At 73.2% G+C, this 25,228-nt stretch carries 20 protein-coding genes; 5 read left to right on the top strand and 15 right to left on the bottom strand.

Translation table 11 applies throughout. The features are described from left to right. Both B5D80_RS02280 and B5D80_RS02275 read right to left on the bottom strand, forming a co-directional pair. Positions 1-1,593, bottom strand: coding sequence for an ABC transporter permease (locus B5D80_RS02280; protein ID WP_088642048.1), 1,593 nt, complete (start codon positions 1,591-1,593; stop codon positions 1-3). Beyond that, on the bottom strand, positions 1,590-2,525 hold the full coding sequence (locus tag B5D80_RS02275; RefSeq protein WP_088642047.1) for an ABC transporter ATP-binding protein: 936 nt from the start codon (positions 2,523-2,525) through the stop codon (positions 1,590-1,592). Before B5D80_RS02275 ends, B5D80_RS02280 begins: the two co-directional genes overlap by 4 nt. A 95-nt stretch (positions 2,526-2,620) precedes the next feature. On the opposite strand from B5D80_RS02275, the gene B5D80_RS02270 reads away from it, so the two are divergent. Beyond that, a complete protein-coding gene (locus tag B5D80_RS02270; RefSeq protein ID WP_088642046.1) occupies positions 2,621-3,127 on the top strand; it encodes a GbsR/MarR family transcriptional regulator in 507 nt (168 codons plus the stop codon). Between the two features lie 3 nt (positions 3,128-3,130). Here B5D80_RS02270 and B5D80_RS02265 read toward each other — a convergent pair whose 3' ends face one another. Both B5D80_RS02265 and B5D80_RS02260 read right to left on the bottom strand, forming a co-directional pair. Beyond that, positions 3,131-3,688, bottom strand: a complete 558-nt coding sequence (locus B5D80_RS02265; RefSeq protein ID WP_088642045.1) for a response regulator — start codon at positions 3,686-3,688, stop codon at positions 3,131-3,133. Further along, a complete protein-coding gene (locus B5D80_RS02260) occupies positions 3,685-8,052 on the bottom strand; it encodes a HAMP domain-containing protein (RefSeq protein ID WP_088642044.1) in 4,368 nt (1,455 codons plus the stop codon). Before B5D80_RS02260 ends, B5D80_RS02265 begins: the two co-directional genes overlap by 4 nt. Before the next feature lie 289 nt (positions 8,053-8,341). On the opposite strand from B5D80_RS02260, the gene B5D80_RS02255 reads away from it, so the two are divergent. Further along, entirely contained in the window at positions 8,342-10,405 is a 2,064-nt protein-coding gene (locus B5D80_RS02255; RefSeq protein ID WP_088642043.1) for a SpoIIE family protein phosphatase, read from the top strand. 22 nt (positions 10,406-10,427) lie between these two features. Here the strand turns inward: B5D80_RS02255 and B5D80_RS02250 are convergent, their stop codons facing one another. Further along, positions 10,428-11,855: an FAD-binding oxidoreductase gene (locus B5D80_RS02250; protein WP_245854168.1), complete on the bottom strand. Its 1,428-nt coding sequence runs from the start codon at positions 11,853-11,855 to the stop codon at positions 10,428-10,430. Between the two features lie 83 nt (positions 11,856-11,938). Between B5D80_RS02250 and B5D80_RS02245 the strand changes: the two genes are divergently transcribed. Then, positions 11,939-14,035, top strand: a complete 2,097-nt coding sequence (locus tag B5D80_RS02245; RefSeq protein WP_088642041.1) for a S9 family peptidase — start codon at positions 11,939-11,941, stop codon at positions 14,033-14,035. A gap of 30 nt (positions 14,036-14,065) precedes the next feature. On the opposite strand, the gene B5D80_RS02240 is transcribed toward B5D80_RS02245, so the two are convergent. From B5D80_RS02240 to B5D80_RS02225, 4 genes are all read right to left on the bottom strand, one after another. Next, entirely contained in the window at positions 14,066-15,577 is a 1,512-nt protein-coding gene (locus B5D80_RS02240; protein WP_088642040.1) for an FtsX-like permease family protein, read from the bottom strand. Beyond that, a complete protein-coding gene (locus tag B5D80_RS02235; protein ID WP_088642039.1) occupies positions 15,574-16,293 on the bottom strand; it encodes an ABC transporter ATP-binding protein in 720 nt (239 codons plus the stop codon). Before B5D80_RS02235 ends, B5D80_RS02240 begins: the two co-directional genes overlap by 4 nt. After that, positions 16,290-16,826 carry a PadR family transcriptional regulator gene (locus B5D80_RS02230; RefSeq protein WP_088642038.1) on the bottom strand — a complete coding sequence of 179 codons (537 nt, stop codon included), beginning with the start codon at positions 16,824-16,826 and terminating at the stop codon, positions 16,290-16,292. Before B5D80_RS02230 ends, B5D80_RS02235 begins: the two co-directional genes overlap by 4 nt. 115 nt (positions 16,827-16,941) lie before the next feature. Further along, complete coding sequence (locus tag B5D80_RS02225) at positions 16,942-17,511, bottom strand: TIGR03086 family metal-binding protein (RefSeq protein ID WP_088642037.1); 570 nt, start codon at positions 17,509-17,511, stop codon at positions 16,942-16,944. Between the two features lie 31 nt (positions 17,512-17,542). Between B5D80_RS02225 and B5D80_RS02220 the strand changes: the two genes are divergently transcribed. Further along, positions 17,543-18,355 (top strand): helix-turn-helix domain-containing protein, encoded by an 813-nt coding sequence (locus B5D80_RS02220; protein WP_088642036.1) that lies wholly within the window; start codon positions 17,543-17,545, stop codon positions 18,353-18,355. A gap of 754 nt (positions 18,356-19,109) precedes the next feature. Here B5D80_RS02220 and B5D80_RS02215 read toward each other — a convergent pair. The 6 genes from B5D80_RS02215 to B5D80_RS02190 are packed head-to-tail and all read right to left on the bottom strand — an operon-like array spanning position 19,110 to position 24,704. Beyond that, positions 19,110-20,648 carry a SpoIIE family protein phosphatase gene (locus tag B5D80_RS02215; protein ID WP_088642035.1) on the bottom strand — a complete coding sequence of 513 codons (1,539 nt, stop codon included), beginning with the start codon at positions 20,646-20,648 and terminating at the stop codon, positions 19,110-19,112. Between the two features lies 1 nt (position 20,649). After that, a complete protein-coding gene (locus B5D80_RS02210) occupies positions 20,650-21,975 on the bottom strand; it encodes an ATP-binding protein (RefSeq protein WP_088642104.1) in 1,326 nt (441 codons plus the stop codon). 23 nt (positions 21,976-21,998) lie between these two features. Beyond that, entirely contained in the window at positions 21,999-23,015 is a 1,017-nt protein-coding gene (locus tag B5D80_RS02205) for a SpoIIE family protein phosphatase (RefSeq protein ID WP_088642103.1), read from the bottom strand. Further along, the gene (locus tag B5D80_RS02200; RefSeq protein WP_088642034.1) at positions 23,012-23,428 is read right to left on the bottom strand and encodes an anti-sigma regulatory factor; all 417 of its coding nucleotides are present in this window, start codon (positions 23,426-23,428) and stop codon (positions 23,012-23,014) included. The genes B5D80_RS02205 and B5D80_RS02200 overlap by 4 nt, the downstream gene beginning before the upstream one ends. Continuing rightward, on the bottom strand, positions 23,425-23,844 hold the full coding sequence (locus tag B5D80_RS02195; RefSeq protein ID WP_088642033.1) for an STAS domain-containing protein: 420 nt from the start codon (positions 23,842-23,844) through the stop codon (positions 23,425-23,427). Before B5D80_RS02195 ends, B5D80_RS02200 begins: the two co-directional genes overlap by 4 nt. After that, entirely contained in the window at positions 23,844-24,704 is an 861-nt protein-coding gene (locus B5D80_RS02190; RefSeq protein ID WP_088642032.1) for an STAS domain-containing protein, read from the bottom strand. The genes B5D80_RS02195 and B5D80_RS02190 overlap by 1 nt, the downstream gene beginning before the upstream one ends. A gap of 158 nt (positions 24,705-24,862) precedes the next feature. Here B5D80_RS02190 and B5D80_RS02185 point away from each other — a divergent pair, with 158 nt between their 5' ends. After that, on the top strand, positions 24,863-25,219 hold the full coding sequence (locus B5D80_RS02185) for an STAS domain-containing protein (protein ID WP_088642031.1): 357 nt from the start codon (positions 24,863-24,865) through the stop codon (positions 25,217-25,219). The last annotated feature ends 9 nt before the right edge of the window (positions 25,220-25,228 follow it).

The following is a 25,228-nucleotide window of genomic DNA, read 5'->3' as shown; positions in this document are numbered from 1 at the left end:
TCAGCCGACCGGGGTGTCACGGCGGCGGAAGGCGGCGACCCCGGCCGCGCAGAGCACCCCGGCCAGCGCGGTCAGGACCAGCAGCGGGGTCACGCTCCAGCCCGCCCGCAACACCTGCGGGGTGTGCGTGAACGGCGACAGGTCCAGCAGCCACTGGCTCAGCTCCAGCACCGCGCCGAGCTGACCGAGCAGCACCGCCGACGCGAGCACCGCCCAGGCCGTCGCGGCGAACCGGGGCAGCAGCCCGTACAGCAGCACCGCCAGGCCGGCCAGCACCCAGACCGCCGGCACCTGCGCCAGGCCGGCGCCGAGCATCCGGGGCAGCTCGCCCGGCACGTCACCCACGCTGAGGCCGTAGGTCAGTCCGGCCGCCAGGCCGGTCAGCGCCAGCGCCACCACCGGCCCCAGCAGGGCGAACACCAGGTGCGAGGCGAGCCAGGCCGACCGGTGCACCCCGGCGGCCAGCACCGGCTCGACCCGCCCGGCGGCCTCCTCCGACCGCATCCGCAACGCCGCCTGGACGCCGTAGCCGGCGGCGGCCAGCCCGGCCACCCCCAGCGACGCCCCCAGGTACGCCTCGGCCAGCCCCGAGGTGCCACCCAGCCGGGCCATCACCTGCTCCAGCGCGGCGTTGCCGGCGACCGACCGGCCGGCCGACTCGGCGGCACCGCCGACGACCAGCCCGAGCAGGCCGAAGCCCACCGACCAGCCCAGCAGTTGCCCCCGGTGCAGCCGCCAGGCCAGCCCGAACGGCCCGGACAGCCCCCGCCCGGCCCGCGCCGGGCCCGGCCGCGACGGCAGCACGCCGGCACCGAGATCCCGCCGCACCGACACCGGGTACGTCACCACGGCCAGCAGCACGGTCAGCGCGACCGGCAACGCCAGCACCCACCAACGCTCCCCCGCGTAGGCGCGGATGCGCGGGGCCCAGCCCAGCGGGGAGAGCCAACTCGGCCACCCGTGGCCGGAGGTGTCCCCGACCAGGCGCAGCGCGAACGCCACCCCGAGCACCCCGACGGCGATCCCGCGTGCCCCGGCGGCGGTCTGGGTGAGCTGGGCGGCCAATCCGCCCACCGTGGCGAACACCACCCCCACCAGCGCCGCCGACAGCCCGTACGCCAGCGAGCCGGCCACCGGTAGCCCGGCGGCGGCCAGCCCGGCGGCGGTGAGCAGGCCGAGCACCAGGCTGGCCGCGTACGTCACCAGTAGCGCGGCGGTGAGCCCGGCGTGCCGGCCGAGGACTGTCGCGCCGAGCAGTTCCCGCCGACCGGCCTCCTCCTCGGTGCGGGTGTGCCGGATGACGGTGAGCAGTGCGGCCAGTCCGACGATCACCTGGAGGAAGCCGCCCCGCTGGGCGGTCAACGCGCCGATGCTGTCCCCGTAGACGGGGCCGAGCAGGGCCACCACCGACGGGTTGCGGGCGGTGCCGTCGGCGTACGCGGCCCGCTCGGCGGCGGTCGGGAACAGCGCGAGGAAGCTGCCCGCGTACGACACCGGCAGGACGGTCAGCAGCAGCACCCAGAGCGGCAGGACGATCCGGTCCCGGCGCAGGATCAGCCGGGCCAGGTGACCGGTGCCGGTGAGGGTGCTCATCGCCGTACCCCCGCCGGCTGGTCGGCGTCCGACGCGGCGGCGGGGGCCGGGGGCGTCTCGTAGTGGCGCAGGAACAGCTCCTCCAGCGTCGGCGGCTGGCTGACCAGGCTGCGCACGCCGATCTCGGTGAGCCGGCGCAGCGCGGTGTCCAGCGCGACGGTGTCGACGGCGAACCGCACCCGTCCACCGTCGACCCGCAGGTCGTGCACGCCGGGCAGGTCGGCCAGGCCGTCGACCGGGCCGGCCAGTTCGGCGTCGATCGCGGTGCGGTGCAGGTGGCGCAGCTCGGTCAGGGTGCCGGTCTCGACGTCCCGGCCGTTGCGGATGATCGTCACCCGGTCGCAGAGCGCCTCCACCTCGGCGAGGATGTGGCTGGACAGCAGCACCGTGCGGCCGTCGCGCCGGGCCCGGTCGATCCAGTGCTGGAACACCTCCTCCATCAGCGGGTCCAGCCCGGAGGTGGGTTCGTCGAGGATGAGCAGTTCGACGTCGGAGGCGAGCGCGGCGACCAGGCCGACCTTCTGCCGGTTGCCCTTGGAGTAGGTGCGCCCCTTCTTGCGGGGGTCCAGCTCGAACGACTCCAGCAGCTCGGCGCGGCGCTTCGGGTCGAGCCCGCCACGCATCCGCCCGAGCAGGTCGATCACCTCGCCGCCGGAGAGCTGCGGCCAGAGGGTGACGTCACCCGGCACGTACGCCAGGCGGCGGTGCAGCGTGACGGCGTCGCGCCACGGGTCGCCGTCGAGCAGGCGGACGGCCCCCGCGTCCGCCCGCAGCAGCCCGAGCAGTACCCGGATGGCTGTCGACTTGCCGGCGCCGTTCGGGCCGAGGAACCCGTGCACCTCGCCGGAGCGCACGGTCAGGTCGAGCCCGTCGAGGGCCCGGGTGCGGCCGAAGGTCTTCACCAGGCCGGTCACCGCTATCGGGGTTTCCATAATTCGGAAGCTACACTCGTTTCACAAAGTTGTGAAGCATGTGTCCGGTACGGCACCATCACCTGCACCGCCCCGACCCGAGGAGCACCGAGCCGATGCCTGACGACCGTCGACCCGGCCACGACGACGAGGTCCACCTCTTCGTCGAACGGATGGCGATGGCTTTTGCCGACGTCGGCTTCCCCCGGATGGCCGCCCGGGTCCTGTTCTCCGTGATGAGCGCCGACGGGCCGCTGACCGCCGCCGAGATCGGCGAGCGGCTGGGGGTCAGCGCGGCGGCCGTCTCGGGCGCGGTGCGCTACCTGACCCAGTTCGGGATGCTGGTCCGCGAGCCGGTCCCCCGCTCCCGCCGGGACCGCTACCGGATGCCGGAGAATCCCTGGTACGAGGGGACCATCACCAAGACCGGCCTCTACAAGAACTTCATCGACATCGCCGACGCGGGCGTCGACGCGCTCGGCGGCACGGCCACCCCCGGGGGCGAACGGGTCAGCGAGATGCGGGACTTCTTCTGCTTCGTCCAGGAGGAACTGGACTCGCTCGGCGAACGCTGGCGGGCCCGCCGGGTCGCCACCGGCCACGCCGAGCCGCCCGCCGCCTGACCGTCAGGCGGTGCTGCCCCAGCGGGCCTGCTCCAGGACGTCCAGGGCGCGCTGCCGGGCCTCCGGGTCGTCCTCGACCCGCAGCAGCGCGCTCGCCTCGTCGACCGCGTCGGTGAGCACCCGCCACTGGGCGTCGCGCTCCCGCACCACGTCGGACTGCGCCGCCAACTGCCGGGTCTTCACCCACAGCTCCACGAAGACCGACACCTTGGCCCGCAGCACCCACGGGTCGAACGGCTTGGTGAGGTAGTCGACCGCCCCGACCGCGTAGCCGCGCAACGCCAACTGGGCGTCCCGGTCGGCGGCGGTGAGGAAGATGATCGGCACGTGCCGGGTCCGCTCCCGGCGCTTGATGTGACTGGCCGTCTCGAAACCGTCCATGTCAGGCATCTGGGCGTCCAGCAGGATGACCGCGAAGTCGTCCACCAGCAGTTGCTTCAGCGCCGCCTCACCGCTCTCCACGGCCACCGACTGGACCGGGAGCCCCTGGAGGATCGCCTCCAGGGCCATCAGGTTCTCCCGACGGTCGTCGACCAGCAGCGCCTTGGCCGTCTGCGTCACGAATTCTCCCTATCTCGGCGGCCGCTGATCCAGGACGCCATCCGCTCGATCAGCCCGTCCAGGTCCACCGGCTTGGTGATGTAGTCGCTACCCCCGGCCGCCAGCGCCGACTCCCGGTCACCGGGCATCGCCTTCGCGGTGAGGAAGACGATGGGCAGGTCGGCGAAGCGGTGGTTGCGGCGGATCTGCCGGGTCGTCTCGTAACCGTCCTGGTCGGGCATCATGGCGTCCATCAGTACGATGTCCACCTCCGGATGCTCGGCCAGCACGCGGACCCCGTCCGCGCCGTTGTCCGAGTACAGCACGGTCATCCCGTGCAGTTCCAACGCGCTGGTCAACGCGAACACGTTGCGTACGTCGTCGTCGACGATGAGTACGGTGGCACCGTCCAACTGCCGGGTGGCCGGGGCCTCCGGCGTGGCCAGCAGCTCCATCGGCGGCATCAGCAGCGACGACGGCAGGCCCGCCCGCTCCGGCGACGGCGACTGCGGGGCCACCACCGCGTCCGGTGCCAGCACGTCCGGTACGAAGAGGGTGAACGTCGAACCCTGCCCCGGCGCGGAGGTCACCGTGATCGTGCCGCCGATCAGCCGCGCCAGGTCCCGGCTGATCGACAGGCCCAGCCCGGTGCCGCCGTACCGCCGGCTGGTGGTGCCGTCGGCCTGCTGGAACGCCTCGAAGATGATGCTCAGCTTGTCGTCGGAGATGCCGATGCCGGTGTCGATCACGGTGAAGGCGATCACCTGCCGGGCGTTGGTCAACGCCGGCACGTCGAAGACCGCGTTCTCCGCCGCCGGGGCGATCCGCAGGGTGACCGCGCCGTTGTCGGTGAACTTCACCGCGTTGGAGAGCATGTTGCGCAGGATCTGCTGCAACCGTTGGGCGTCGGTCACCAGGGCCGGCGGCAGTTCCTTGGCCACCCGCACCTGGAAGTCGAGGTTCTTCTCCTCCGCCTGCGGGGCGAACGCCTGCTCCACGTAGTTGCGGATCTCGGCGAACCGGATCTCCGTCGGCTCGACGTCCATCCGACCGGCCTCGATCTTGGACAGGTCCAGGATGTCGTCGATCAGACGCAACAGGTCCGAGCCGGAGCCGTGGATCGTCCGGGCGAACTCGATCTGCTTCGGGGTGAGGTTGCGCTCCGAGTTCTCCACCAGCAGCCGGGCCAGCAGCAGCAGCGAGTTCAGCGGCGTCCGCAGCTCGTGGCTCATGTTCGCCAGGAACTCCGACTTGTACGCCGACGCCCGGGTGAGCTGCTGGGCCTTCTCCTCCAGCCCCAGCCGGGCCAGCTCGATCTCCCGGTTCTTGGTCTCGATGTTGCCCTTCTGCTCGCTGAGCAGCTTCGCCTTGTCCTCCAGTTCGGCGTTGGTGCGCTGCAACTCCGCCGACTGGTCCTGCAACTCCAGCGCCAGCCGCTGCGACTGGGCCAGCAGTTCCTCCGTACGCCGGTTGGCCTGGATGGTGTTGACCGCGATGCCGATGGTGAGCACCAGCCGCTCCAGGAACCCCAGGTGCAGCTCCGAGAAGCGGGCCACGCTGGCGAACTCGATCACCCCGAGCAGTTCGCCCTCGAACAGGATCGGCAACACCACCAGGTCGGACGGGAGCGTGTCGGCCAGCCCGGAGCGCAGGGTGATCCGCCCGTCGGGCAGCGCGTTGAGCCGGATCGTCCGCCGGGAGAGCGCGGCCTGACCGACCAGCCCCTCACCGGGCCCGAAGGTCACGTCGTGCCCCCGCGCCACGTACCCGTACGACGCGGTCAGCCGCAGCCGCATCACCCCCTCGGAGGTGTCCGCCAGGAAGAACGCGCCGAGCTGCGCGTCGACCAGCGGGGTCACCTCCATCATGATCATGCGGCACACCTCGCCCAGGTCCCGCTGGCCCTGGAGCAGGCCACCGATGCGGGCCAGGTTGGAGTCGAGCCAGCCCTGCTCGGCGTTCTTCTTGGTGGTCTCCCGCAGGGTGACGATCATCTGGTTGATGTTGTCCTTCAGCTCGGCGACCTCGCCCTGCGCCTTGACCGCGATCCGCTGGGTCAGGTCACCCCGGGTCACCGACGTGGAGACCTGGGAGATCGCCCGGAGCTGGGTGGTCAGGGTCGAGGCGAGCTGGTTCACGTTCTCCGTGAGGTCCCGCCAGGTGCCGCTCACGCCCTTCACCTGGGCCTGGCCGCCGAGCTTGCCCTCGATGCCGACCTCGCGGCCGACCCGGGTCACCTCGTCGGCGAACGAGGAAAGCTGGTCCACCATCGTGTTCACGGTGTTCTTCAGTTCCAGGATCTCGCCCTGCGCGTCGACCGTGATCTTCTGGCCGAGGTCACCCTTGGCCACCGCCGTGGTCACCGAGGCGATGTTGCGGACCTGGGAGGTCAGGTTCGACGCCATCGAGTTCACGTTGTCGGTGAGATCGCGCCAGGTGCCGGAGACGCCCTTCACCTGCGCCTGACCGCCGAGCTTGCCCTCGGTGCCCACCTCACGCGCCACCCGGGTCACCTCGTCGGCGAACGAGGAGAGCTGGTCCACCATCGTGTTGACCGTGTTCTTCAGCTCCAGGATCTCGCCCTGCGCGTCCACGGTGATCTTCTGCGACAGGTCACCCTTCGCCACCGCCGTGGAGACCTGCGCGATGTTGCGCACCTGACTGGTCAGGTTCGACGCCATCGAGTTCACGTTGTCGGTCAGGTCCCGCCAGGTGCCGGCGACCCCGCGTACCTGGGCCTGCCCGCCGAGCTTGCCCTCGGTGCCCACCTCACGCGCCACCCGGGTCACCTCGTCGGCGAACGACGACAACTGGTCCACCATCGTGTTGACCGTGGACTTCAGCTCCAGGATCTCGCCCCGGGCGTCGACGGTGATCTTCTGGCTGAGATCGCCCTTGGCCACCGCCGTGGTCACCGAGGCGATGTTGCGGACCTGGGAGGTCAGGTTCGACGCCATCGAGTTCACGTTGTCGGTGAGATCGCGCCAGGTGCCGGAGACGCCCTTCACCTGCGCCTGACCGCCGAGCTTGCCCTCGGTGCCCACCTCACGCGCCACCCGGGTCACCTCGTCGGCGAACGAGCTGAGCTGGTCCACCATCGTGTTCACGGTGTTCTTCAGCTCCAGGATCTCGCCCTGCGCGTCGACCGTGATCTTCTGCGACAGGTCACCCTTCGCCACCGCCGTGGAGACCTGGGAGATGTTGCGGACCTGGCTGGTCAGGTTGCCGGCGAGCTGGTTGACGTTCTCCGTCAGGTCCCGCCAGGTGCCGGAGACGCCGCGTACCTGGGCCTGGCCGCCGAGCTTGCCCTCGATGCCGACCTCGCGGGCCACCCGGGTCACCTCGTCGGCGAACGAGGAGAGCTGGTCCACCATCGTGTTCACGGTGTCCTTCAGCTCCAGGATCTCGCCCTGCGCCGCCACGGTGATCTTCTGGCTCAGGTCACCCCGGGCCACCGCCGTGGAGACCTGCGCGATGTTGCGCACCTGACTGGTCAGGTTCGACGCCATCGAGTTGACGCTGTCGGTGAGGTCCTTCCAGGTGCCCGCCACGTTTGGCACGTCGGCCTGCCCACCGAGCTTGCCCTCGGTGCCCACCTCGCGCGCCACCCGGGTCACCTGCTCGGCGAACAGGCGCAACGTGTCGGTGAGCGAGTTCATCGTGTCGGCCAGCTCGGCGACCTCGCCCCGCGCCCCGACCGTGATCTTCTGCGACAGGTCGCCCCGGGCCACCGCAGTCGCCACCTGCGAGATCGACCGCACCTGGCCGGTCAGGTTCGACGCCATGGTGTTCACCGAGTCGGTGAGGTCCTTCCAGGTGCCGGCGACGCCCCGCACGTCCGCCTGACCACCCAACTTGCCCTCGGTGCCCACCTCCCGGGCCACCCGGGTCACCTCGTTGGAGAACGACGAGAGCTGCCCGACCATCGTGTTGACCGTCCGGCCGATCCGCAGGTACTCACCGCGCAGCGGGCGACCGTCGATCTCCAACGCCATGTGCTGGGAGAGGTCGCCGTCGGCCACCGCCATGATCACCCGGGCGATCTCGGTGGTCGGCCGGCCCAGGTCGTCGATGAGCGAGTTGACCGCCCGCTGGCCCTCCGCCCAGGAGCCGTCCAGGCCCTCCTCGTCCAGGCGTTCGGTCAGCCGGCCGTCCCGGCCCACCACCCGGCTGATCCGGCGCAGGTCCAGGTGCTGCCGCTCCTGGAGCGACACCACCTCGTTGAAGGCGTCCGCCACCTCACCGGCCGCGCCCGCACGCCGGGGCAGCCGCACCTTGAAGTCGCCCCGGCCGACCCGCCGCAGCGCCTCCGCCAGCTCACCGAGGAGCGCGTCATGCTCGGAAGCGGACCCGTCCGCCGTCACCGACTGTTTCGCGGTCATCATTCCTCGCTCGACTCGGAGGGCTTCCGGCGTGCCGACACGCCGACTTCCCCTCATTGTGCCCGGATCGTCGCCGGGCCCCCGGATACGACGTGCCCAGCGACGACGCGGCGTCCGCCCCGCCGCGCACCGGCATGGTCCGGCACGCGCCCGCCGGCCCGCCCGCACCGCCACCCGACGGGCCCCGCCGGGCCGACGGCGGAGGGTGACCGCCACCGGCGGATCGGTGCGGCCGGTGTGACGGTACGTGGTGCGGCTTGGCACCCGGCCGGTGGCGGTAGAGGATACGGGGGTGTCAACGGAGCCGGGGGCCGGGACAGACGCGGGACGGGACGAGCACGTCCGGCGCGTCCGGCTGCCCGCCGACAACCGCACCCCGGCCGCCGCCCGCGCCGTGGTCCGCTCCGTGCTCGCCGAAGCCGACCTCGACGAACTGCTCAACGAGGCGCTGCTGCTGACCACCGAACTCTCCACCAACGCCGTCGAACACGCCCGCACCGAACTGGACATCGAGGTCGTCGCCGACCAGATCGGCCTGACCGTCACGGTCTCCGACTTCGCCGCCGGGCCGGTCGACGAACTGGTCGTCGGCATCCGCAACGACACCGACCAGATCGGCGAGGTCTCCGCGCGGGGGCGGGGACTGCTCCTGGTCGACCACTTCGCCAGCCGCTGGGGCACCACCTACCTGCCCACCGGCAAGGGGGTGTGGTTCCGGCTCGACCGGCACGGCGACCACGGCGACGCACCACGCTCCCCGTACCCGCCACCCGGGCGGACCGACAGCGAACCGGCGACCAGCGCGCCGAGCGCCGCCGCGATGAGCGAACTCACCCAGACCCGCCCCGACCCGTACGCCGACGAACCGCTCACCGAGTTCGCCACCGACCTGCTCACCCGGGTCGCCGAGATGGTGGGCGCGGCCGGCGGGGTGATCCGGCTGGACCGGGGCGAGGGGGAGGGCCCGCAGGTGCTGGCCCGCTACGGCCGGCAACCCCGCCCCGGCAACGAGCTGTTGCGGGTGCCGCTGGCCGTGCACCGGCCGTACGTCGGGGAGCTGGAGCTGGACGCGGCACCGTCGGCGTACGCCAGGCCGCTGGCCGTCCTCGCCGCCGAACGGCTCGCGCTGCACCTGGAGAACGACCGGCTGCGCCGGGCCGACGTCCGCCGCTCGGCCTGGCTGACCTTCCTCGCCGAGGCCAGCGAACTGCTCGCCCAGTCGCTCGACGTCGACCTGACCATGGCGCTGATCCCGCAGCTGGTGGTGCCCCGGCTCGGCCAGTGGTGCGCGGTGCACACCGCCGACGAGTGGGGTCGGCTCAGGCTCGCCGCGTCCAGTCACGCCGACGAATCCGTCCTGCCCCAACTGCACAAGGTGCTGGAGGAGTCCGGGCCGGACTCGGTCCAGGCCCGGCTGCGGGAGGCGTCGCGGACCGGGTCGCAGGTGCCGCTCGGCGGGCCGATGGAGGGCTTCGCCGTGCCGCTGGTCGCCCGCAGCCAGCGCCTCGGCACCCTGGCCGTGGGGCGGCACCAGCGGCACCGGCACGACCCGGACGAGGTCGCGGTGCTGGAGGACGTCGCCCGGCGGGCCGGTCTCGCCATCGAGAACGCCCGCATCCACGCCGAACGGCGTCGGGTGGCGCAGACTCTCCAGCAGTCGCTGCTGCCGCCCGTGCTCCCGGTCGTCGAGCGCATCGGTTTCGCCGCCGAGTACGTCCCGACCGGCGACGAGGCCGAGGTCGGCGGCGACTTCTACGACGTGGTGCCGCTGCCGGACGGGCGCTGGCTGGTGGTGGTCGGCGACGTGTCCGGCAAGGGCGTGCAGGCGGCGGCGGTGACCGGGCTGGTCCGGGACGTGATCCGGGTGCTGGTTGGGGACGGCAAGCCGCTGCCCGAGGCGCTGGCCCGGCTCAACGACACGCTCGTCGAGCGGGGTGGCGGGCGGTACTGCACGCTGGCCCTGGCGGCGGTCGGGCCCGGCGACGGCGACCGGCTCGACGTCTCGTTGCACCTGGCCGGGCACGACCGGCCGGTGCTGCTGCACGGGGCCGGTGGGGCCAACTTCGTCGGCATCGGGGGGACGGCGCTCGGTCTGCTCGACTCGATCACCTCCCCGGCGGCGGAGATCGTGCTCGCGCCGGGCGACGCGCTGATCTTCTATACCGACGGGGTGACCGAGCGGCGGCGCGGCCGGGAACTCTTCGGCACCGAACGGCTCCGGGAGGCCGCCGCACCGCTGGCCGGCTACTCCGCCGACGTGGTCGCGGCCCGGCTGCGGGCCACCGCGATCAACTTCTCGGTCGAGTCGCCCCGGGACGACATCGCCATCCTGGTGCTGCGCAACGACGCCCTCTGAGCGCCGGGCGCGCCGCTGGCGGTCAGAGGCCGCCGGGGAGGCGTCCGGGGGCGAGCCGGCGGTGCGGGTCGAGGTGTTCCTTCGCCTCGCGCAGCCGGGGGATCACCGCCGCCTCACCCCACACGTCGACCTCACGACGCACCGCCGGGGGCGCGGCGACCACCACGCACCGGCCCCGGCGGGTGAACAGCACCCCACGGACGGCGGCGAGGATGCCGGCCACCCGGTCGACCGGGAGCGACCCGGGCAGCGCGGCGTGCACCACGCCCAGCCCGGCGGAGCCGCGCACGGACAGCGGGGCGCCGGCGGCGTCGCGCAGCGCGTAGACGGCGGCGTGCAGGTCGGCGGCCGGGGCCTCGACCCGCAGCGCGGTGTCGCCCGGCGCGAACGGGTAGCGCCGCCACCAGGCCGGGGCGTCCGGGGCGAGGCTTGCCGTACCGCCGAGCAGGGCGAGCAGCCGGTCGGCCCGCTCGCCCACCTCGGACCGGCCGCCCTCCAGCAGGACGGCCAGCTCACCGGCGCTGCCCCGGGGAGGCGGCGGGGCGACCCGACGGCCGGCCATCGCGGGATGGTTGGCGCGGGCCGACGCCTCGGCGGCCGACATCGGGCGACCGCCCGGCCCCGACGTCGCGCCCGCCGCCGGGGCGGCGGCCGGACGTGGCGGTGACCCGGCGGCCGGCAGGTCCAGCTCGACGGCCGCCGGATCGAGGTCGGCCGCGAGCACCGCCCGGACCAGGTCGTGCACCTCCAACGGGCTCCACACCGGCCGGGTCACCCACACCCGGCTCGGCGGCAGGGCGTGCGCGCGCAGCGTCGCCGAGACGAGCACGCCCAGCCCGCCCTGCGAGCCGCAGAGCAGCCGGCCCAGGTCGAGGCCGACCGGTGGGGCCGCGCCGGCCAGCTCGGCCGCGCTGCGCCCGGCGCTGACCAGCTCACCGTCGGCGTCCAGCCAGCGCAGGCCGACGAGCTGCTCGCAGGCGGTGCCGTGCCGGTGCCGCAGCGGGCCTGACTCGTCGGCGGCGAGCACCCCGCCGAGGGTGGCCCCGGGCGACGGCGGATCGAGGGCCAGCCGGCGGCCGGTGCGTTCCAGGGTGGCCTGCACGGCCCGCAGCGGGGTGCCGGCGCCCACCTCGACGACCGGGGAGTCCGCCGGCCGGTGGCCGACCCCGGCGAGCCGGCCGGTGTCGAGCATGATGTCGACCCGGGCCGGTGCCGCACCCCAGTCGATCTTCGTGCCGGCGCCCCGGGGGACCACCGACAGGTCGTGCCGGGCGGCGAGCCGCAGCACCTCGGCCGCCGCCCGGGGCCCACCGGGGACGGCCACCCACCGGGCGAGCCGGCCGGCGACCTCGTCGGCCGCGCCCGCGAACCGGGCGAAGGAGGGACCGCAGATCGCGGCCAACCGCTGGGTGATCTCCGTTGCACCGATCGAACCCGCTCCCGTCGACATGGCAGTCATCGTACACATGTTCTAAAGCGGCGCGTGGTGGTTCGACCGCGCGGCGGAGCGCGACGGGCCGGTAACGTGACGCCGTGACCACCGAGACCACCCCGCCCGTCGCCCGACAGGTCCGCGCGGAGCGCACCCACCACGGCGACACCGTCGTCGACGAGTACGCCTGGCTGGCCGCCAAGGACGACCCGGCGACCATCGCCCACCTCACCGCCGAGAACACCTACACGGAGCAGCGCACCGCGCACCTGGAGGCGTTACGCGGCACGCTGTTCGCCGAGACGAAACAGCGCACCCAGGAGACCGACCTGTCGGTGCCCACCCGCAAGGGCGGCCACTGGTACTACACCCGCACCGTCGAGGGCCAGCAGTACGGCGTGCACTGCCGCCGCCCGGTCCGCGACGGCGAGACCGACCCGCCGGTCAGCGCGGACGGCGCCCCGCTCGACGGCGAGGAGGTGCTGCTCGACGGCAACCAGCTCGCCGAAGGACACGACTTCTTCTCCCTCGGCGCGTTCGACGTCAGCCCCGACGGACGCTGGCTGGCCTACTCGACCGACTTCTCCGGCGACGAGCGGTTCACCCTGCGGATCAAGGACCTGAGCACCGGCGAACTGCTCGGCGACGAGGTGCCCGACACGTTCTACGGCACCGCCTGGTCGGCCGACGCCAGCGTGCTGTTCTACATCACCGTCGACGAGGCGTGGCGGCCCAACCGGGTGTGGCGGCACACCGTCGGCACCCCGTCGGGCGAGGACGTGGTGGTGCACCAGGAGGATGACGAACGGTTCTGGGTGGGCGTCGAGCTGACCCGCTCCGAGCGGTTCGTGCTGATCGACAGCACCAGCAAGGTCACCAGCGAGGTACGGGTGATCCCGGCCGACAACCCGACAGGCGAGCCGGCGGTGATCGCCCCGCGCCGGCAGGGCGTCGAATACAGCGTCGAGCACCACGGGCACCGGTTCCTGATCCTGCACAACGACGGCGCGGAGGACTTCGCGCTGGCGTACACCTCGGCGGATGCGCCCGGCGACTGGGTGCCGCTGATCCCGCACAGCCCCGGCACCCGGCTGGAGTCGGTCGACGCGTTCGCCGACCACCTGGTCGTCTCGCTGCGCAGCAACGGGCTGACCGGGCTGCGGGTGCTCCCCGTCGGCGGCGGCGACGCCCACGACATCGAGTTCCCCGAGCCGATCCACAGTGTCGGCCTGGACGCCAACCCGGAATACCGCACCCGGCAGCTCCGGTTCCGCTACACCTCGCTGGTCACCCCCGACTCGGTCTACGACTACGACCTGGTCACCCGGGAGCTGACGCTGCGCCGCCGCAAGCCGGTGCTCCCCGGGCCGGACGGCCGCGAATACGACCCGGCCGACTACGAGCAGCACCGCGAGTGGGCGCTCGCCGACGACGGCACCCGGGTGCCGATCTCGCTGGTCTGCCGCCGGGACACCCCGCGCGACGGCTCCGCCCCCGCCGTGATCTACGGGTACGGCTCGTACGAGGCCAGCATGGACCCGTGGTTCTCGATCGCCCGGCTCAGCCTGCTCGACCGGGGCGTCGTGTTCGCCGTCGCGCACATCCGGGGCGGCGGTGAACTGGGCCGCCGCTGGTACGACGAGGGCAAGCTGCTGGCCAAGAAGAACACCTTCACCGACTTCGTCGCCTGCGCCCGGCACCTGGTCAAGTCCGGCTGGACGGCGGCCGACCGGCTGGTCGCCCGGGGCGCCTCGGCCGGCGGCCTGCTGATGGGCGCGGTGGCCAATCTCGCTCCGGACGCGTTCACCGGGATCGTCGCGCAGGTGCCCTTCGTAGACGCGCTCACCTCGATCCTCGACCCGTCGCTGCCGTTGACGGTCACCGAGTGGGAGGAGTGGGGCAACCCGCTCGCCGACCCGGAGGTGTACGCGTACATGAAGTCGTACACCCCGTACGAGAACGTGGCACCCGTGGACTATCCGGCGATCCTGGCGGTGACCAGCCTCAACGACACCCGGGTGCTCTACCACGAGCCGGCCAAGTGGATCGCCCGGCTGCGGGCGGTGGCCCCGCAGGGCGACTACCTGCTCAAGACCGAGATGGGCGCCGGCCACGGCGGCCCCAGCGGCCGGTACGACGCCTGGCGCGAGGAGGCGTTCATCAACGCCTGGATCCTCGACCGGCTGGGCCGGGCCTGACCACCGTCGTCGCGCACCGGCTGGCCCCGGTCAGCCGGTGCGGAGTTCCTCGACGGCAGTGCTCGTGCGCAGGAAGAGCAGCCCGACGCCGACCGTGACCAGCACGGCGGCCAGCGCGGTCGCGCCGACCCCGGCGAGCTGACCCCACGGCAGCTCGGGTGTCACCACGGATTCGGGCACCCACACGGTGCGCAGGGCCGAGGGGTCGGCGCAGCCTGCGGCATCACCGGGGCAGACCTGGGCGGTCTGCCCCCCGTAGCTGCGTGGGCGGCCACCGGTGGTCCAGGTGAGCAGCAGGCCGACGGCGAGTGCCAGCACCGTGGCCGGTACCGCCGGGGCCAGCGCCTGCCAGGCCACCGACCGGCCGATGACGCTGCGGGGCACCCCGGAGGCGACCAGCGCCGCGTACGTCCGGCGGCGGGCGACGATCCCCTCGACCAGGGCGACGACCAGGCCACCGGCGGCCAGCGCCACCGCCACCTGGACGGCCCGGTCGACCAGGTCCATCGTGTTCAGGTAGAAGTCGTCGCTGGCGGCGAAGCTCTGGCCGATGGCCCGGTTCGCCGTCATGTCGGCGAGCATGGAGGCCCGTAGCCCGGCCGCGCCCGCCCCCACGATCACCGCCGCCAGCAGGGCGGCCAGGGTACGGCTGCCGGCCCACGGGTCGGCGGTCAACCGGCGGGCGGCCAGCAGCGTGGCCGGCCCGCGACCCCACCGGTGCAGCAGCCGCCCGGCCGTGTGCGACAGCCAGCCGGTGCCGACCACCACCCCGACCAGTGCGGCCAGCCCACCGCCGAGCATCAGCAACGGTTCCAGCACCGCCGGCGGGTCCTGATCACGGGCGGCGTACCACCGGCCGACCGGGACGAGCAGACCGTACGCGGCCACCCCGGCCGCGATCAGCAGCCCGGCCCACGGCCCCGGGGGGCGCTCCCGACGGACCCGCCGGACCACCCCGAGCGGGGTCGCGGTGACCCGGCGCAGCAGGACGACACCGGCCAGCCCGGCCAGCACCGGCAGGCCGAGCACCACCGCCGCGATCGCCGACGGTGACGGCAGCACGTCGGTGGGCAGGGGCAGCAGTCCTCGCCCGTCGGGCCGGTGCAGCAGCACCCGGCCCGCCAGGTACGTCCCCAGGCCGACCAGGGTGCCCAGCAGGCCGGCCAGTCCCGCCTCCACCGCGACCAGCGCGGCCACCTGCCCGGGGGTGGCCCCCGCCAGCCGGAACGCGGCCAGCCGCCGGTCCCGGGCCGGCGCGCCGAGCCGGACGCACTGCCCGGCCAGGGCGAGCACCGGGACGGCGAGCAGCAGCAACGCGACAGCCGTCCCGCCGCGCAGGCCGGGCTCGCGCAGCAGCGCGTTGGAGTACTGCTCGGCGTTGTTGACGCCCCGCCCGCCCGGTGGGGTGGGGACGGCCAGCACGGTGAGGGCGGCCAGCGCGGCGAGCGCGGCCAGGGCGGCGCTGAGCGCGGTGAGGACGACCCGGACGGTGTCGGTGCGGTTGCCGGCCAGGGCGAGCCGCAGCGCGACGACCGGGGTCACCTGGCGACCGCGCCGGGCCCGGCCACCGGGACGAGGGGTTCGTCCAGGCCGAGGCCGGTCGGGTCGACCACGCCGTCGCGGAGCATCACCTCGCGGTCGGCGTACGCGGCGATCCGGGGCTCGTGGGTGACCAGGACGATGGTGGTGCCCTGCTCACGGGCGAGGTGCACGAGCCGGGTGAGGACCTCCTCGCCGCCGAGCGTGTCGAGCGCGCCGGTCGGCTCGTCGGCGAAGAGCACCCGGGGCCCGGTGACCAGGGCGCGGGCGGTGGCGCAGCGCTGCTGCTGCCCGCCGGACATCGCGCCGGGGCGGACGTCGGCGAGGTGGGCGACGCCGAGCCGGTCCAGCCATTCGCGCGCCGCCCGCCCTGCTCCTCGCCGCCCCGTGCCGGCGAGGAGCAGGGGCAGGGCGACGTTCTCCGCCGCGGTCAGCTCGGGGACGAGCTGACCGAACTGGAACAACACCCCGAACTCGGTACGCCGCAGCCGGGACCGCGCCGCCTCGGGCCAGGTGTCGATCCGCTCCCCCCGCCAGTGCACCTCACCCACGTCCGGGCGCAGGATGCCGGCGAGGCAGTGCAGCAGGGTGGACTTGCCGCAGCCGCTGGGCCCGGTCACCGCGACGATCTCCCCCTCGGCGACGTCGAGGCTGACCCCGCGCAGGGCCGGGGTCGGGCCGTACGACCGGACCACGCCGTGTGCCTGGAGTCCGCTCACGGGTGCACCTCCCGGTGCCAGTCGGCGACCCGGGCCAGGGTGGTGCGCAGCCAGCGCAGGTCGGCGTCGAGATGGGCGATGACGTAGTCGACGGCGACGACGTCGGCGAGGCTGGACGCGGGCGCCGTCTTGACGGCGGTGAGTTCGCGCAGCCGCTCGGTGTGCGCCCGCGCCTGGGCGACCAGGTAGGAGCGGGCCGCGTTGAGGTCGGCGACCAGCAACGCCACCGCCACCTTGGTGAACAGCGCGCTGGTCACGTACGGCATGGGTGGCTCGACGGCGGCGAGCCAGCCGGTGAGCGCGGCCCGACCCTGGTCGGTGAGGGTGTAGGCGGTCCGGTCGGGGCCGGCCTCGCGTTCCTGGCCGGCGCTGACCACCAGGCCGTCGCGTTGCAGGCGGCCCAGGGTGGCGTAGACCTGCCCGAAGGCGAGCGGCTTGGCCCGGGGCAGCCGGGTGTCGTGGGCCCGCTTCAGCTCGTAGCCGTGCTGGCTGCCGGCAGCCAGCAACCCGAGCAGCACGTGCGACGTGGACACCGGGCTAACTATTCATTTGGCGAATAGCCGGTGTCAAGCAGCCTGGTCGATGCGGTGGCGGTCGAGCGGCCCGGCCGGGCGCAGCGGTCTCCGCCATGCCCGACCGGCGATGAGGTCAGCCCGCCCAGGCCGGGTTCCGGCCGGTCCGACCGAGCAGCCGGTCCAGCTCCGTGCCGGCCGCGTCGACCGGCACCTCCGGCCCGAACGCGCCCATCTGCCGGCCCGTCGGCCCCATCTCGTCCATGAACCGGTGCAGCGCCCCGACGCTCTCCGGCGTCGGCTCGTACGGCTGGCCGGTGGCCCGCGCCAGGTCCCAGCCGTGCACCACCAGGTCCACCACACCCATCAGGCCGATCGTCGACCGGGGCAGCCCCATCGCCGGCGCGACGCCCTCCTCGCTGGCCGGGTCCTCCCAGGCGGCCACGAGCCGGTCGGCCTCGACGGCGAACCGGTCCCGCCAGCCCGGCTCGGCCACGTGGTCGGTCTTGACCGACCAGTCCGTCTCCTGCCCGGCGGCCAGCCGCTGGAAGTTGACCGCCACGTCGTACACGTGGTTGATCAGGCCCCCGACGGTGTAGTCCGCGCACGGGGTGGGCAGGTCGAGCTGGTCGTCGCCGGTCGCCCGGACCAACGCCACGGTCCGCGGGACGGCGACGCCCAGCAGCTCACTAGTCTTCGTTGCCATACGGCCAGCGTATGAAGGTGGTCTTGAACGAATGCGACAGCCACGCGGGGACCACCGGGGCATCCTCGATCCGGCCCGGCTGCGCCGGGAGTTGCGGTTCCGGCGGCACCTGCCGGACCCCGCGCTGCGCCCCTGGGTCGAGCACTACTGGCTCGTCGACTGGGCGCTGACCACGCCGTTCACGCAGCAGGTCGTGCCGCATCCGGCGGTCAACGTGGTGTTCCGCCGCGACGCCGCCGGCCCGGAGAGCGCCGAGGTGGCCGGGGTCGGCCGCACCCTGTTCACCGTCACCCTGGCCGGCACCGGAACGGTCAGCGGCATCCAGTTCCGCCCCGGGGGTTTCCGCCCGTTCTGGGGTCGCCCGGTCGCCGGTCTCACCGACCGGCACGTCCCGCTCGACACCGACCCGGCCGCCGCCCGCGCCGCCCGGTCCGTCGGGGCCGCACCCCGCTGCGACGGTACGGACGACGAGCGCCGCTGCGCGCTGGACGCGTTCCTGCTCGGCTTCGCGCCGCAGCCCGATCCGGCGACGGCCGAGGCGATGGCCCTCGCCGAGGCGATCCGCACCGACCGTGGCGTGCTGCGGGTCGACGATCTCGCCCGCCGGCACGGCCTGTCCGTACGGCGGTTGCAGCGGCTCTTCCTGGACCACGTCGGCGTCGGCCCTAAGTGGGTTATCCGCCGCTACCGCCTTCTGGAGGCGATCGAGCAGGCCGCAACCGGGATGCCCGACTGGGCCACCCTCGCCGCCGACCTCGGCTACAGCGACCAGGCCCATCTGGCCCGCGACTTCGCCGCCGTCACCGGCCGCACCCCCACCGGCTACGCCCGCTCCCTGCGCTGAACTCCCGCCCACCCCCCAGGGTCGGCGGCTCGCATCCGGACGGCGTCGGCCCGGGGAGCGCGGAGGGTAGGCGGTCAGCGCCGCCGCCGAGTTTGTGCCCACCACGCCTGCCCGCGCGCCGGGTCGCGCAGCCCGCCCGGGTGGCGGGGCCGATGACCCCACTGCCCGGGCCGAAGGGCGTCCGCACCGGTGCCACTCGAACTTCTGCGGAGAGTTCTCGTCGTCATGGCCGCAAGAACTCTCCCCGATCGCGCGCATGCGTTGCGCACCGGCACCGCATACGCCGCCCCGGCCGGTCGTGACGGCGGCCGGGTCCCGCAGCGGCCAACCCAGCCGAGAAGGCAACGTTTAGTAACCATGGCTTCCCCTACCCATGTCCCGCCCGCATCCTTTGCTCTGCTGCCATCGACGCGACAGCTACTCACCGTGCCTGACGGCATGTCGCGACATACTTCAGGCAGTTTTCGACGTTGCAGCTCAGAGCGCTGGTGCGGATAGGGCAGCAGAGCAAAGGACGAAGAAGGGAGTTGGTAGGGATCCGCGTGCGGTTACGGTGAGCAATATCGAGCGCGGGCCCAGCCTGAGCACTATCCGTAATCACGGCAGTAGTCGGGGTCGCCCGGGCTCGGTGGCACGGTGGAGGTCGCCGGGCGACCGCACAGGGCCCGGGGAGAGAAGCCGGGGGCAACGGGCCGGGAGCAGGGGAAAGGGCCGGGAGCCGAGGCGGGGGCGACCTCGGCCCACGAGGACACCCTCAGCGGCGGCGGACCGCCACCACCGCGACGTCGTCGTGGATCTCCGGCGGGGCCAGCTCCACCAGCAGCCGCTGGCAGAAGCCGTCCAGGTCGTCGTCGACCACCGTCGCGCAGGCCGCCAACGCGGCCAGGCCGTCGTCGATGGTGGTGTCCCGCCGCTCGATCAGCCCGTCGGTGTAGAGCACCAGCGTCGCCCCGGCCGGCAGGGTGAACTCCAGGTCCTCGGGGCGCTCCGCGCGTACCCCGAGCAGCGGGGCCGACTGCTGGACGAACTCCACCCGGCCGTCCACCGTGACCAACGCCGGCAGGTGCCCGGCACTGGCCAGCCTGATCCGGCCCGTCGACGGATGCAGCAGCAGGATGCACAGGGTCGCCAACTCGTTGCGCAGCAACGTACGCATCAGCACGTTGAGCCGGTCCACGATCACCCCCGGCTGGTGCCCCTCCACCGCGTACGCCCGCATCGCGTGCCGCAACTCGGCCATCACCGTCGCCGCGTGCAGCGAGTGGCCCGCGACGTCGCCGATCGCCACCAACAGGTGCCCGTCGAGCATCACCAGCTCGTAGAAGTCCCCGCCCACCTCGGTCTGCGCGCTGGCCGGCTCGTACCGCACCGCCAGGTCGAGACCGGCCACGTCGGGCAGCCGCCGGGGCAGCAGGCTCCGCTGGAGGGTGACCGCGATCCGGTGCTCCTCGTCGTAGGAGCGCTGCGCCTCCACCGCCGAGGCGACCGCCTGGGCGAGCTGCACCAGCACCGGGGTCCGGGCGGTCTGGGTGGCGGTGGGCACCACCACGTACAGCGGGGCGCGGTCCTCCCGCAGCTTCGCGGCGGCCACCGTCACCGTGTCGTCGGCCGGCCACCGCACCAGCGCCCATCCGTCGGGGGCGTCCACCCGGACGGTCGCGCCGGTCGGCACGCCGGTGTCGTCCACCACCCACGGCACGATCTCCGGCTCCGCGCCCGGACCGGCGGCGACCCCCGCCAGGCACTCCCCGTCGAAGGTCTCCGCGACCACCGCCGCCGGGCTGCGGAAGATCTGCGCCGCACCGGCCGCCGCCTCCAACAGCAGGCGGGCGAAGGTGGACGCGGCGTGCACCGCCACGGTGGTGTCGGCCAGCCCGGTGAGCCGCTCGGCGAGCAGTTCCGCCCGCTGCCGCGCCTGGTAGTAGCGCAGCACCGCGTGCGCGGTGGCGACCAGTTCCTCCGGCTCGATCGGCTCGGCCAGGTACGCGTCCGCGCCCCGGGTCAACCCCTGGGCCCGGTCCACCACGTCGACCGCGTGCGCGGACACGTGGATCACCGGGATCGCCGGATGGTCCGCCTTGATCCGCTCGCAGACCTCGAAGCCGCTGAGATCCGGCAGCCGGACGTCGAGGACCACCAGGTCGATCGGGTCCACGCCGACCCGGGCCAGCGCCTCCGTGCCGTTCTCCGCCTCCCGCACGGTGAACCCCGCCCGGGTCAGCCAACTCACCAGCAGGTAGCGCTTGGTGGGACTGTCGTCGACCACCAGGATCGTCGCCGGGGCGCCGGCCACCTCACACTCCCGCCACGGGCAGGTCCACCGTGAAACTGCTGCCCCGGCCCGGCTCGCTGGCCAGCTCCAGGGTGCCGCCGAGCAACGTCACCAACCGCCGCGCGTACGGCAGGCCGAGGCCGGTGCCGCTGCGCCGGCTGGTCCCCGGCACCTGGTAGAACTCCTCGAAGACCCGTTCGTGCAGCTCTGCGGGGATGCCCGGCCCGGTGTCCGAGACGCACACGCGGACCCGGCCGTCGGTGCGTTCGGCGCGCATCCGCACCTCACCCCGGTCGGTGAACTTCACCGCGTTGTGCAGCAGGTTGCGCAGCACCTGGGCCAGCAGCACCTCGTCGGAACGGAGCACGGTGCCCGGGGGCGGCTCCTCCACCACCAGCTCCACCTCGGAACGCAGGGTGAGCGCACGCAGCGTGCCGCGCAACTGCCCGAAGACCGCCCGTAGGTCGACCTGCGCCCACTCCGGCTCGATCCGGCCCGCCTCCGCCTTGGCCAGGTCGAGCAGGTCGTTGACCAGGGAGAGCAGGTCGGCGGCCGAGGACCGGATCAGCTCGACCTGCTGGGCCTGCTCGTCGGTGAGCGGGTCCGACGCCGAGTCGGTCAGCAACCGCCCCAGCCCGATGATCGCGGTCACCGGGGCCCGCAGCTCGTGGCTGACGTTGGCCAGGAACCGGCTCTTCGACTCGCTCGCCGCGCGGAGCTGGGCCGACTTCTCGTCCAGCTCGGCGTAGAGCGCCACCACGCCCCGGTTGGTCTCCTCCAGCTCCTCGGAGAGCTGGGTGTAGAGCGCCATCACACCCCGGTTGGTCTCCTCCAGCTCGGCGTTCAGCACGGCCAGCTCGTCCCGCTGGCGGCGTACCTCGTCGAGGGCGGCGATGAGCTGCCCGTTCTGGGCAGCCAACTCGTCCAGGGCACTGGCCGGTGCGCTGGCACCCAGTTCGGCGCGCAGCTCCGCCAGGCGCTGCGGAGTCAGCGCCGCAGCGGTGGGCGGGACACGTCGGGACATCCTCACGACGGTATCTCCCTGCGCGTCCGCCAGCCCCAGGGTGTCCACCAACCGCGCCACCGCGCCGGACTGCGGCTCGTACCGGTTGCCCGGCAACGGGCGCAGCGGGGCGAGGTCGACGCTGAGGAACCGCCGGCCGTCCGGCTCCGTCACGCAGGAGAAGGCGACGTCCGCGCCGTCCACCGCGCGCAGCAGGTCCCGGGCCACCTCGCTGAGCGCGGTGGCGAACCGGACCTGGTCCTGGTGCTCCAGCCCGATCGCGGCGGCCACCTCCCGGCCCCGCTGACGTACGCCGAAGATGTCCTGTTCCACCCGCAACGCCATCCGCAGCAGGGGTTCGTGGGCGGTCACGACGGGGTTCTCGCGACCAGCACGCAGGCGTCGTCCCGGCGTACCCCGGCGTCACGCAGCAGGGTCGCCGCGACGACGACCGGCGCCCGCCCGAACAGCCCCGGATAGTCCTCGGCGCGCCACCGGTCCACCACCCCGTCACTCTGCATCACCAGCGTCGCGCCGGACGGGAACGGGTAGTCGTACCCGCGTACCGTCGGGCGCTGGTGACCGGCGATGCCGGGCAGCGAGACCAGCCCCCGCCGGGTGCCGTCGGGGGCCAGCACGGTCCCGGTGATGTTGCCCAGGCCGGCGTAACGCAGCAGGCCCGCCGCCGGGTCCAGCTCCGCCACCGCCAACGCGGCCCCCCGGGTGTGCGACATCGCCCGGTGCAGGTGCGTCACCACTGCGGCGGGCGGCCCGTCCGGCGCGGACCGGAAGGCGGCCACGGCCGCCTCGGCGGCGACGTTGGCCAGCGGCCCGTGCCCCAGGCCGTCGCAGACGAGCACCTGGTGCCGGCCGTCACCGGTACGCACCGCGTGGCTGTCCCCGCTGACCTGCTCGCCGGTGATCGGGCGGGTCAACCCCGCCGCCCAGGCCGGGGTGACCCCGACCTCCTTCGCCCACACCTGCACCACGAACACGGTGCCGCGTCCCGGCCGGGACCAGGCGTCGTACCAGCTGGCCTGCCGGGTGATGGCGCCCAGCCCGATGCCCAGCGTGCCGGTGGTGGAGTGGCCGTCGCGGGAGGACACGGTCAGGTCGGCCATGCCGGGGCCGGAGTCGACGGCCACCAGTTCCACCCCGGCGGCGTCGGCGGTGCGCACCGGCCGCAGCAGCAGGACGCCCTCCTGGGCGTGCTTGACCAGGTTGCTGGTCAGCTCGGCGGCGACGATGGCCAGTTCGGCGAGCCGGTTGCCGCCGAGGCCGAGCTGGCCGCCGAGGCGTTCCGCCGCGCGCCGCACGGTGCTGGCGGCGCCGCCGCTCTCCACCCGGTACCAGTGACCCGCGTCCGGGACCACCTCGTGGTTCATCGGGACCACTTGGTCACGGTGATCCGGGTGCCCTCGCCGGGGGCGGTCTGGATGTCGAAGTCGTCGACCAGCCGGCGGGAGCCGCTCAGACCGAGGCCGAGACCGCCACCGGTGGTGTAACCGTCGGTGAGGGCGAGGTCCAGGTCGGCGATGCCCGGCCCGGAGTCGGCGAAGACGATCCGCACCCCGCGCCGCCGGCCGTCCTCGACGACCGTCACCTCGGCGGTGCCGCCACCACCGTAGATGAGGGTGTTGCGGGCCAGCTCACTCGCGGCGGTGACCAGTTTCGTCTGGTCGACGAGGGAGAGCTTCGCCGCCACCGCCACGGTACGCACCAACTGACGGACCCGGACGACGTCCTCGTCGCTGCCGATCGCCTGGGTCTTCGGCCCCAGGTCGACTCCCGCGGTCATGGCGATGTCGCCGCCGTCCCGGACTCGACGCCCTCGGGGTCGTCGTCGTACCCGGGGTCGTCGTCACGGGTCGCCGCGATCAGCTCCATGCCCCGTTCCACGTTCAGCGCGGTACGGATGCCGTTGAGCGACAGGCCCAGCTCGACGAGGGTGATGGCGACCGCGGGCCGCATCCCGACGACCACCGTCTCGGCGTCGAGCACCTTGGAGATCGAGGCGATGGTGGAGAGCATACGGCCGACGAACGAGTCGACGATGTCCAGCGCGGTGATGTCGATGATGACGCCGTGGCAGCCGGTCGCCACGATCCGCTCGGCCAGGTCCTCCTGGAGGGTGACCGCCGTCTGGTCGGACATGTCGATCTGGATGGAGACCAGCAGGATGTCGCCGATCTTCAGGATCGGCACCCGTTCCATCACGCCTCCCGGCGCGGGTGGCGGCGGGACGTCTCGACCCCGGTGAGGCGCAGCACGTGCCGCAGGGCGTCGGCCAGGCTCGCCTTGGTGGCGATGTCGCCGAACTCGATGCCGAGGGCGACGATGGTCTGCGCGATCTGCGGGCGGATGCCGGAGATGATGCAGTCGGCGCCCATCAGCCGGGCCGCCACCACCGTCTTGAGGATGTGCTGGGCGACCTGGGTGTCGACCGCCGGCACGCCGGTGATGTCGATGATCGCGTACGGCGAGCCGGTGTCGACCAGGGTCTGGAGCAGTCGTTCCATCACCACCTGGGCGCGGGCCGAGTCGAGGGTGCCGACCAGCGGCACGGCGACCACGCCGTCCCAGATCTTCACCACCGGGGTGGAGAGTTCGAGCAACTGCTCGGCCTGGTCGGCGATCAGCCCCTCGCGGGTCTGCACGTAGGTCTCGAAGGTGAGCAGCCCCATCCGGTCGACCAGCCCGGTGAAGTCCAGGACGTCCCGCAACGACAGTTCGACGCCGTCGGTCTCGGCCAACTCGACCAGGACGTCCTTGAGGGCGTAGACGCTGATCGCGGTCTCGGTGGCGGTGAAGCTCTGCCGGGCCCGGCTGCGGGACAGGTCGGCGAGCACCGCCCGCAGCTCGCCCGCCGCGGGTGCCTGGAGGTCGGCCAGGCCCGCACCGCCAGCGTTGATCATGCTAGCGTGCAGTTCCTGCACCTGGAGGCGCAGCTCGGCCTGGCTCAGCCGACCACGCAGCGAGGCGGAGACGAGTTCGGTCCACCGCTGCACGACCCGCTCACCGTGCTCACTCAGCAGCCCGACGAGCCGGTCGCCCCCGTCTGCGGTCAACGCCATGGTTACCTCCTGTGAGCTGGGCCGGCCGGACTCTATCACCGGAGGCAGACCCGGTAGTTGCCGCGCGGCAAAGGAATGATCGCTCCCACCGGAACCGCTCCCGTTCTGCGTGTCCCCCCGTTCGTGGGATACCGTTCCACCGATAACAGGAGGTCTGAATGTCCCTGACGGTGCATACGGAACAGCGCGGCGACGTGGTCGTCGTGTCGGTCGCGGGCGAACTCGACATGGCGACCGCACCGCAGCTGCAGGACCAGATCACCGACCTGCTCGACAAGGGTCGCAGCCGGCTGGTGTTCGACCTGGCCGAGGTGTCGTTCTGCGACTCGACCGGGTTGTCGGTCTTCGTCCGGGCCAAGAACAGCTGCGACGAGGCCGGCGGCGTGGTCCGGCTGGCCGCCCCGCAGCGCGGCGTGCTGCGCATCCTCGAGGTCAGCGGCCTGGTCGAGGTGCTGCACACCTATCCGACGGTCGAGCAGGCCGTCGCGGGTGACCCCACCCCCGCGTCGTCCTGACCGGTTTCC

The organism is Micromonospora wenchangensis (assembly GCF_002210435.1).
In the GTDB taxonomy this organism is placed as follows: Bacteria; Actinomycetota; Actinomycetes; order Mycobacteriales; family Micromonosporaceae; genus Micromonospora; species Micromonospora wenchangensis.
This window is presented reverse-complemented; position numbering and strand designations above follow the sequence as displayed.

Bases quoted from the DNA above. Each gene is read 5' to 3' on its own strand.
- B5D80_RS02260 (WP_088642044.1), bottom strand. From the start codon at position 8,052: ATGATGACCGCGAAACAGTCGGTGACGGCGGACGGGTCCGCTTCCGAG.
- B5D80_RS02220 (WP_088642036.1), top strand. From the start codon at position 17,543: ATGCGACAGCCACGCGGGGACCACCGGGGCATCCTCGATCCGGCCCGG.
- B5D80_RS02225 (WP_088642037.1), bottom strand. From the start codon at position 17,511: ATGGCAACGAAGACTAGTGAGCTGCTGGGCGTCGCCGTCCCGCGGACC.
- B5D80_RS02270 (WP_088642046.1), top strand. From the start codon at position 2,621: ATGCCTGACGACCGTCGACCCGGCCACGACGACGAGGTCCACCTCTTC.
- B5D80_RS02210 (WP_088642104.1), bottom strand. From the start codon at position 21,975: ATGGCGTTGCGGGTGGAACAGGACATCTTCGGCGTACGTCAGCGGGGC.
- B5D80_RS02200 (WP_088642034.1), bottom strand. From the start codon at position 23,428: ATGACCGCGGGAGTCGACCTGGGGCCGAAGACCCAGGCGATCGGCAGC.
- B5D80_RS02280 (WP_088642048.1), bottom strand. From the start codon at position 1,593: ATGAGCACCCTCACCGGCACCGGTCACCTGGCCCGGCTGATCCTGCGC.
- B5D80_RS02190 (WP_088642032.1), bottom strand. From the start codon at position 24,704: ATGGCGTTGACCGCAGACGGGGGCGACCGGCTCGTCGGGCTGCTGAGT.
- B5D80_RS02205 (WP_088642103.1), bottom strand. From the start codon at position 23,015: ATGAACCACGAGGTGGTCCCGGACGCGGGTCACTGGTACCGGGTGGAG.
- B5D80_RS02250 (WP_245854168.1), bottom strand. From the start codon at position 11,855: ATGTCGACGGGAGCGGGTTCGATCGGTGCAACGGAGATCACCCAGCGG.
- B5D80_RS02275 (WP_088642047.1), bottom strand. From the start codon at position 2,525: ATGGAAACCCCGATAGCGGTGACCGGCCTGGTGAAGACCTTCGGCCGC.
- B5D80_RS02195 (WP_088642033.1), bottom strand. From the start codon at position 23,844: ATGGAACGGGTGCCGATCCTGAAGATCGGCGACATCCTGCTGGTCTCC.
- B5D80_RS02185 (WP_088642031.1), top strand. From the start codon at position 24,863: ATGTCCCTGACGGTGCATACGGAACAGCGCGGCGACGTGGTCGTCGTG.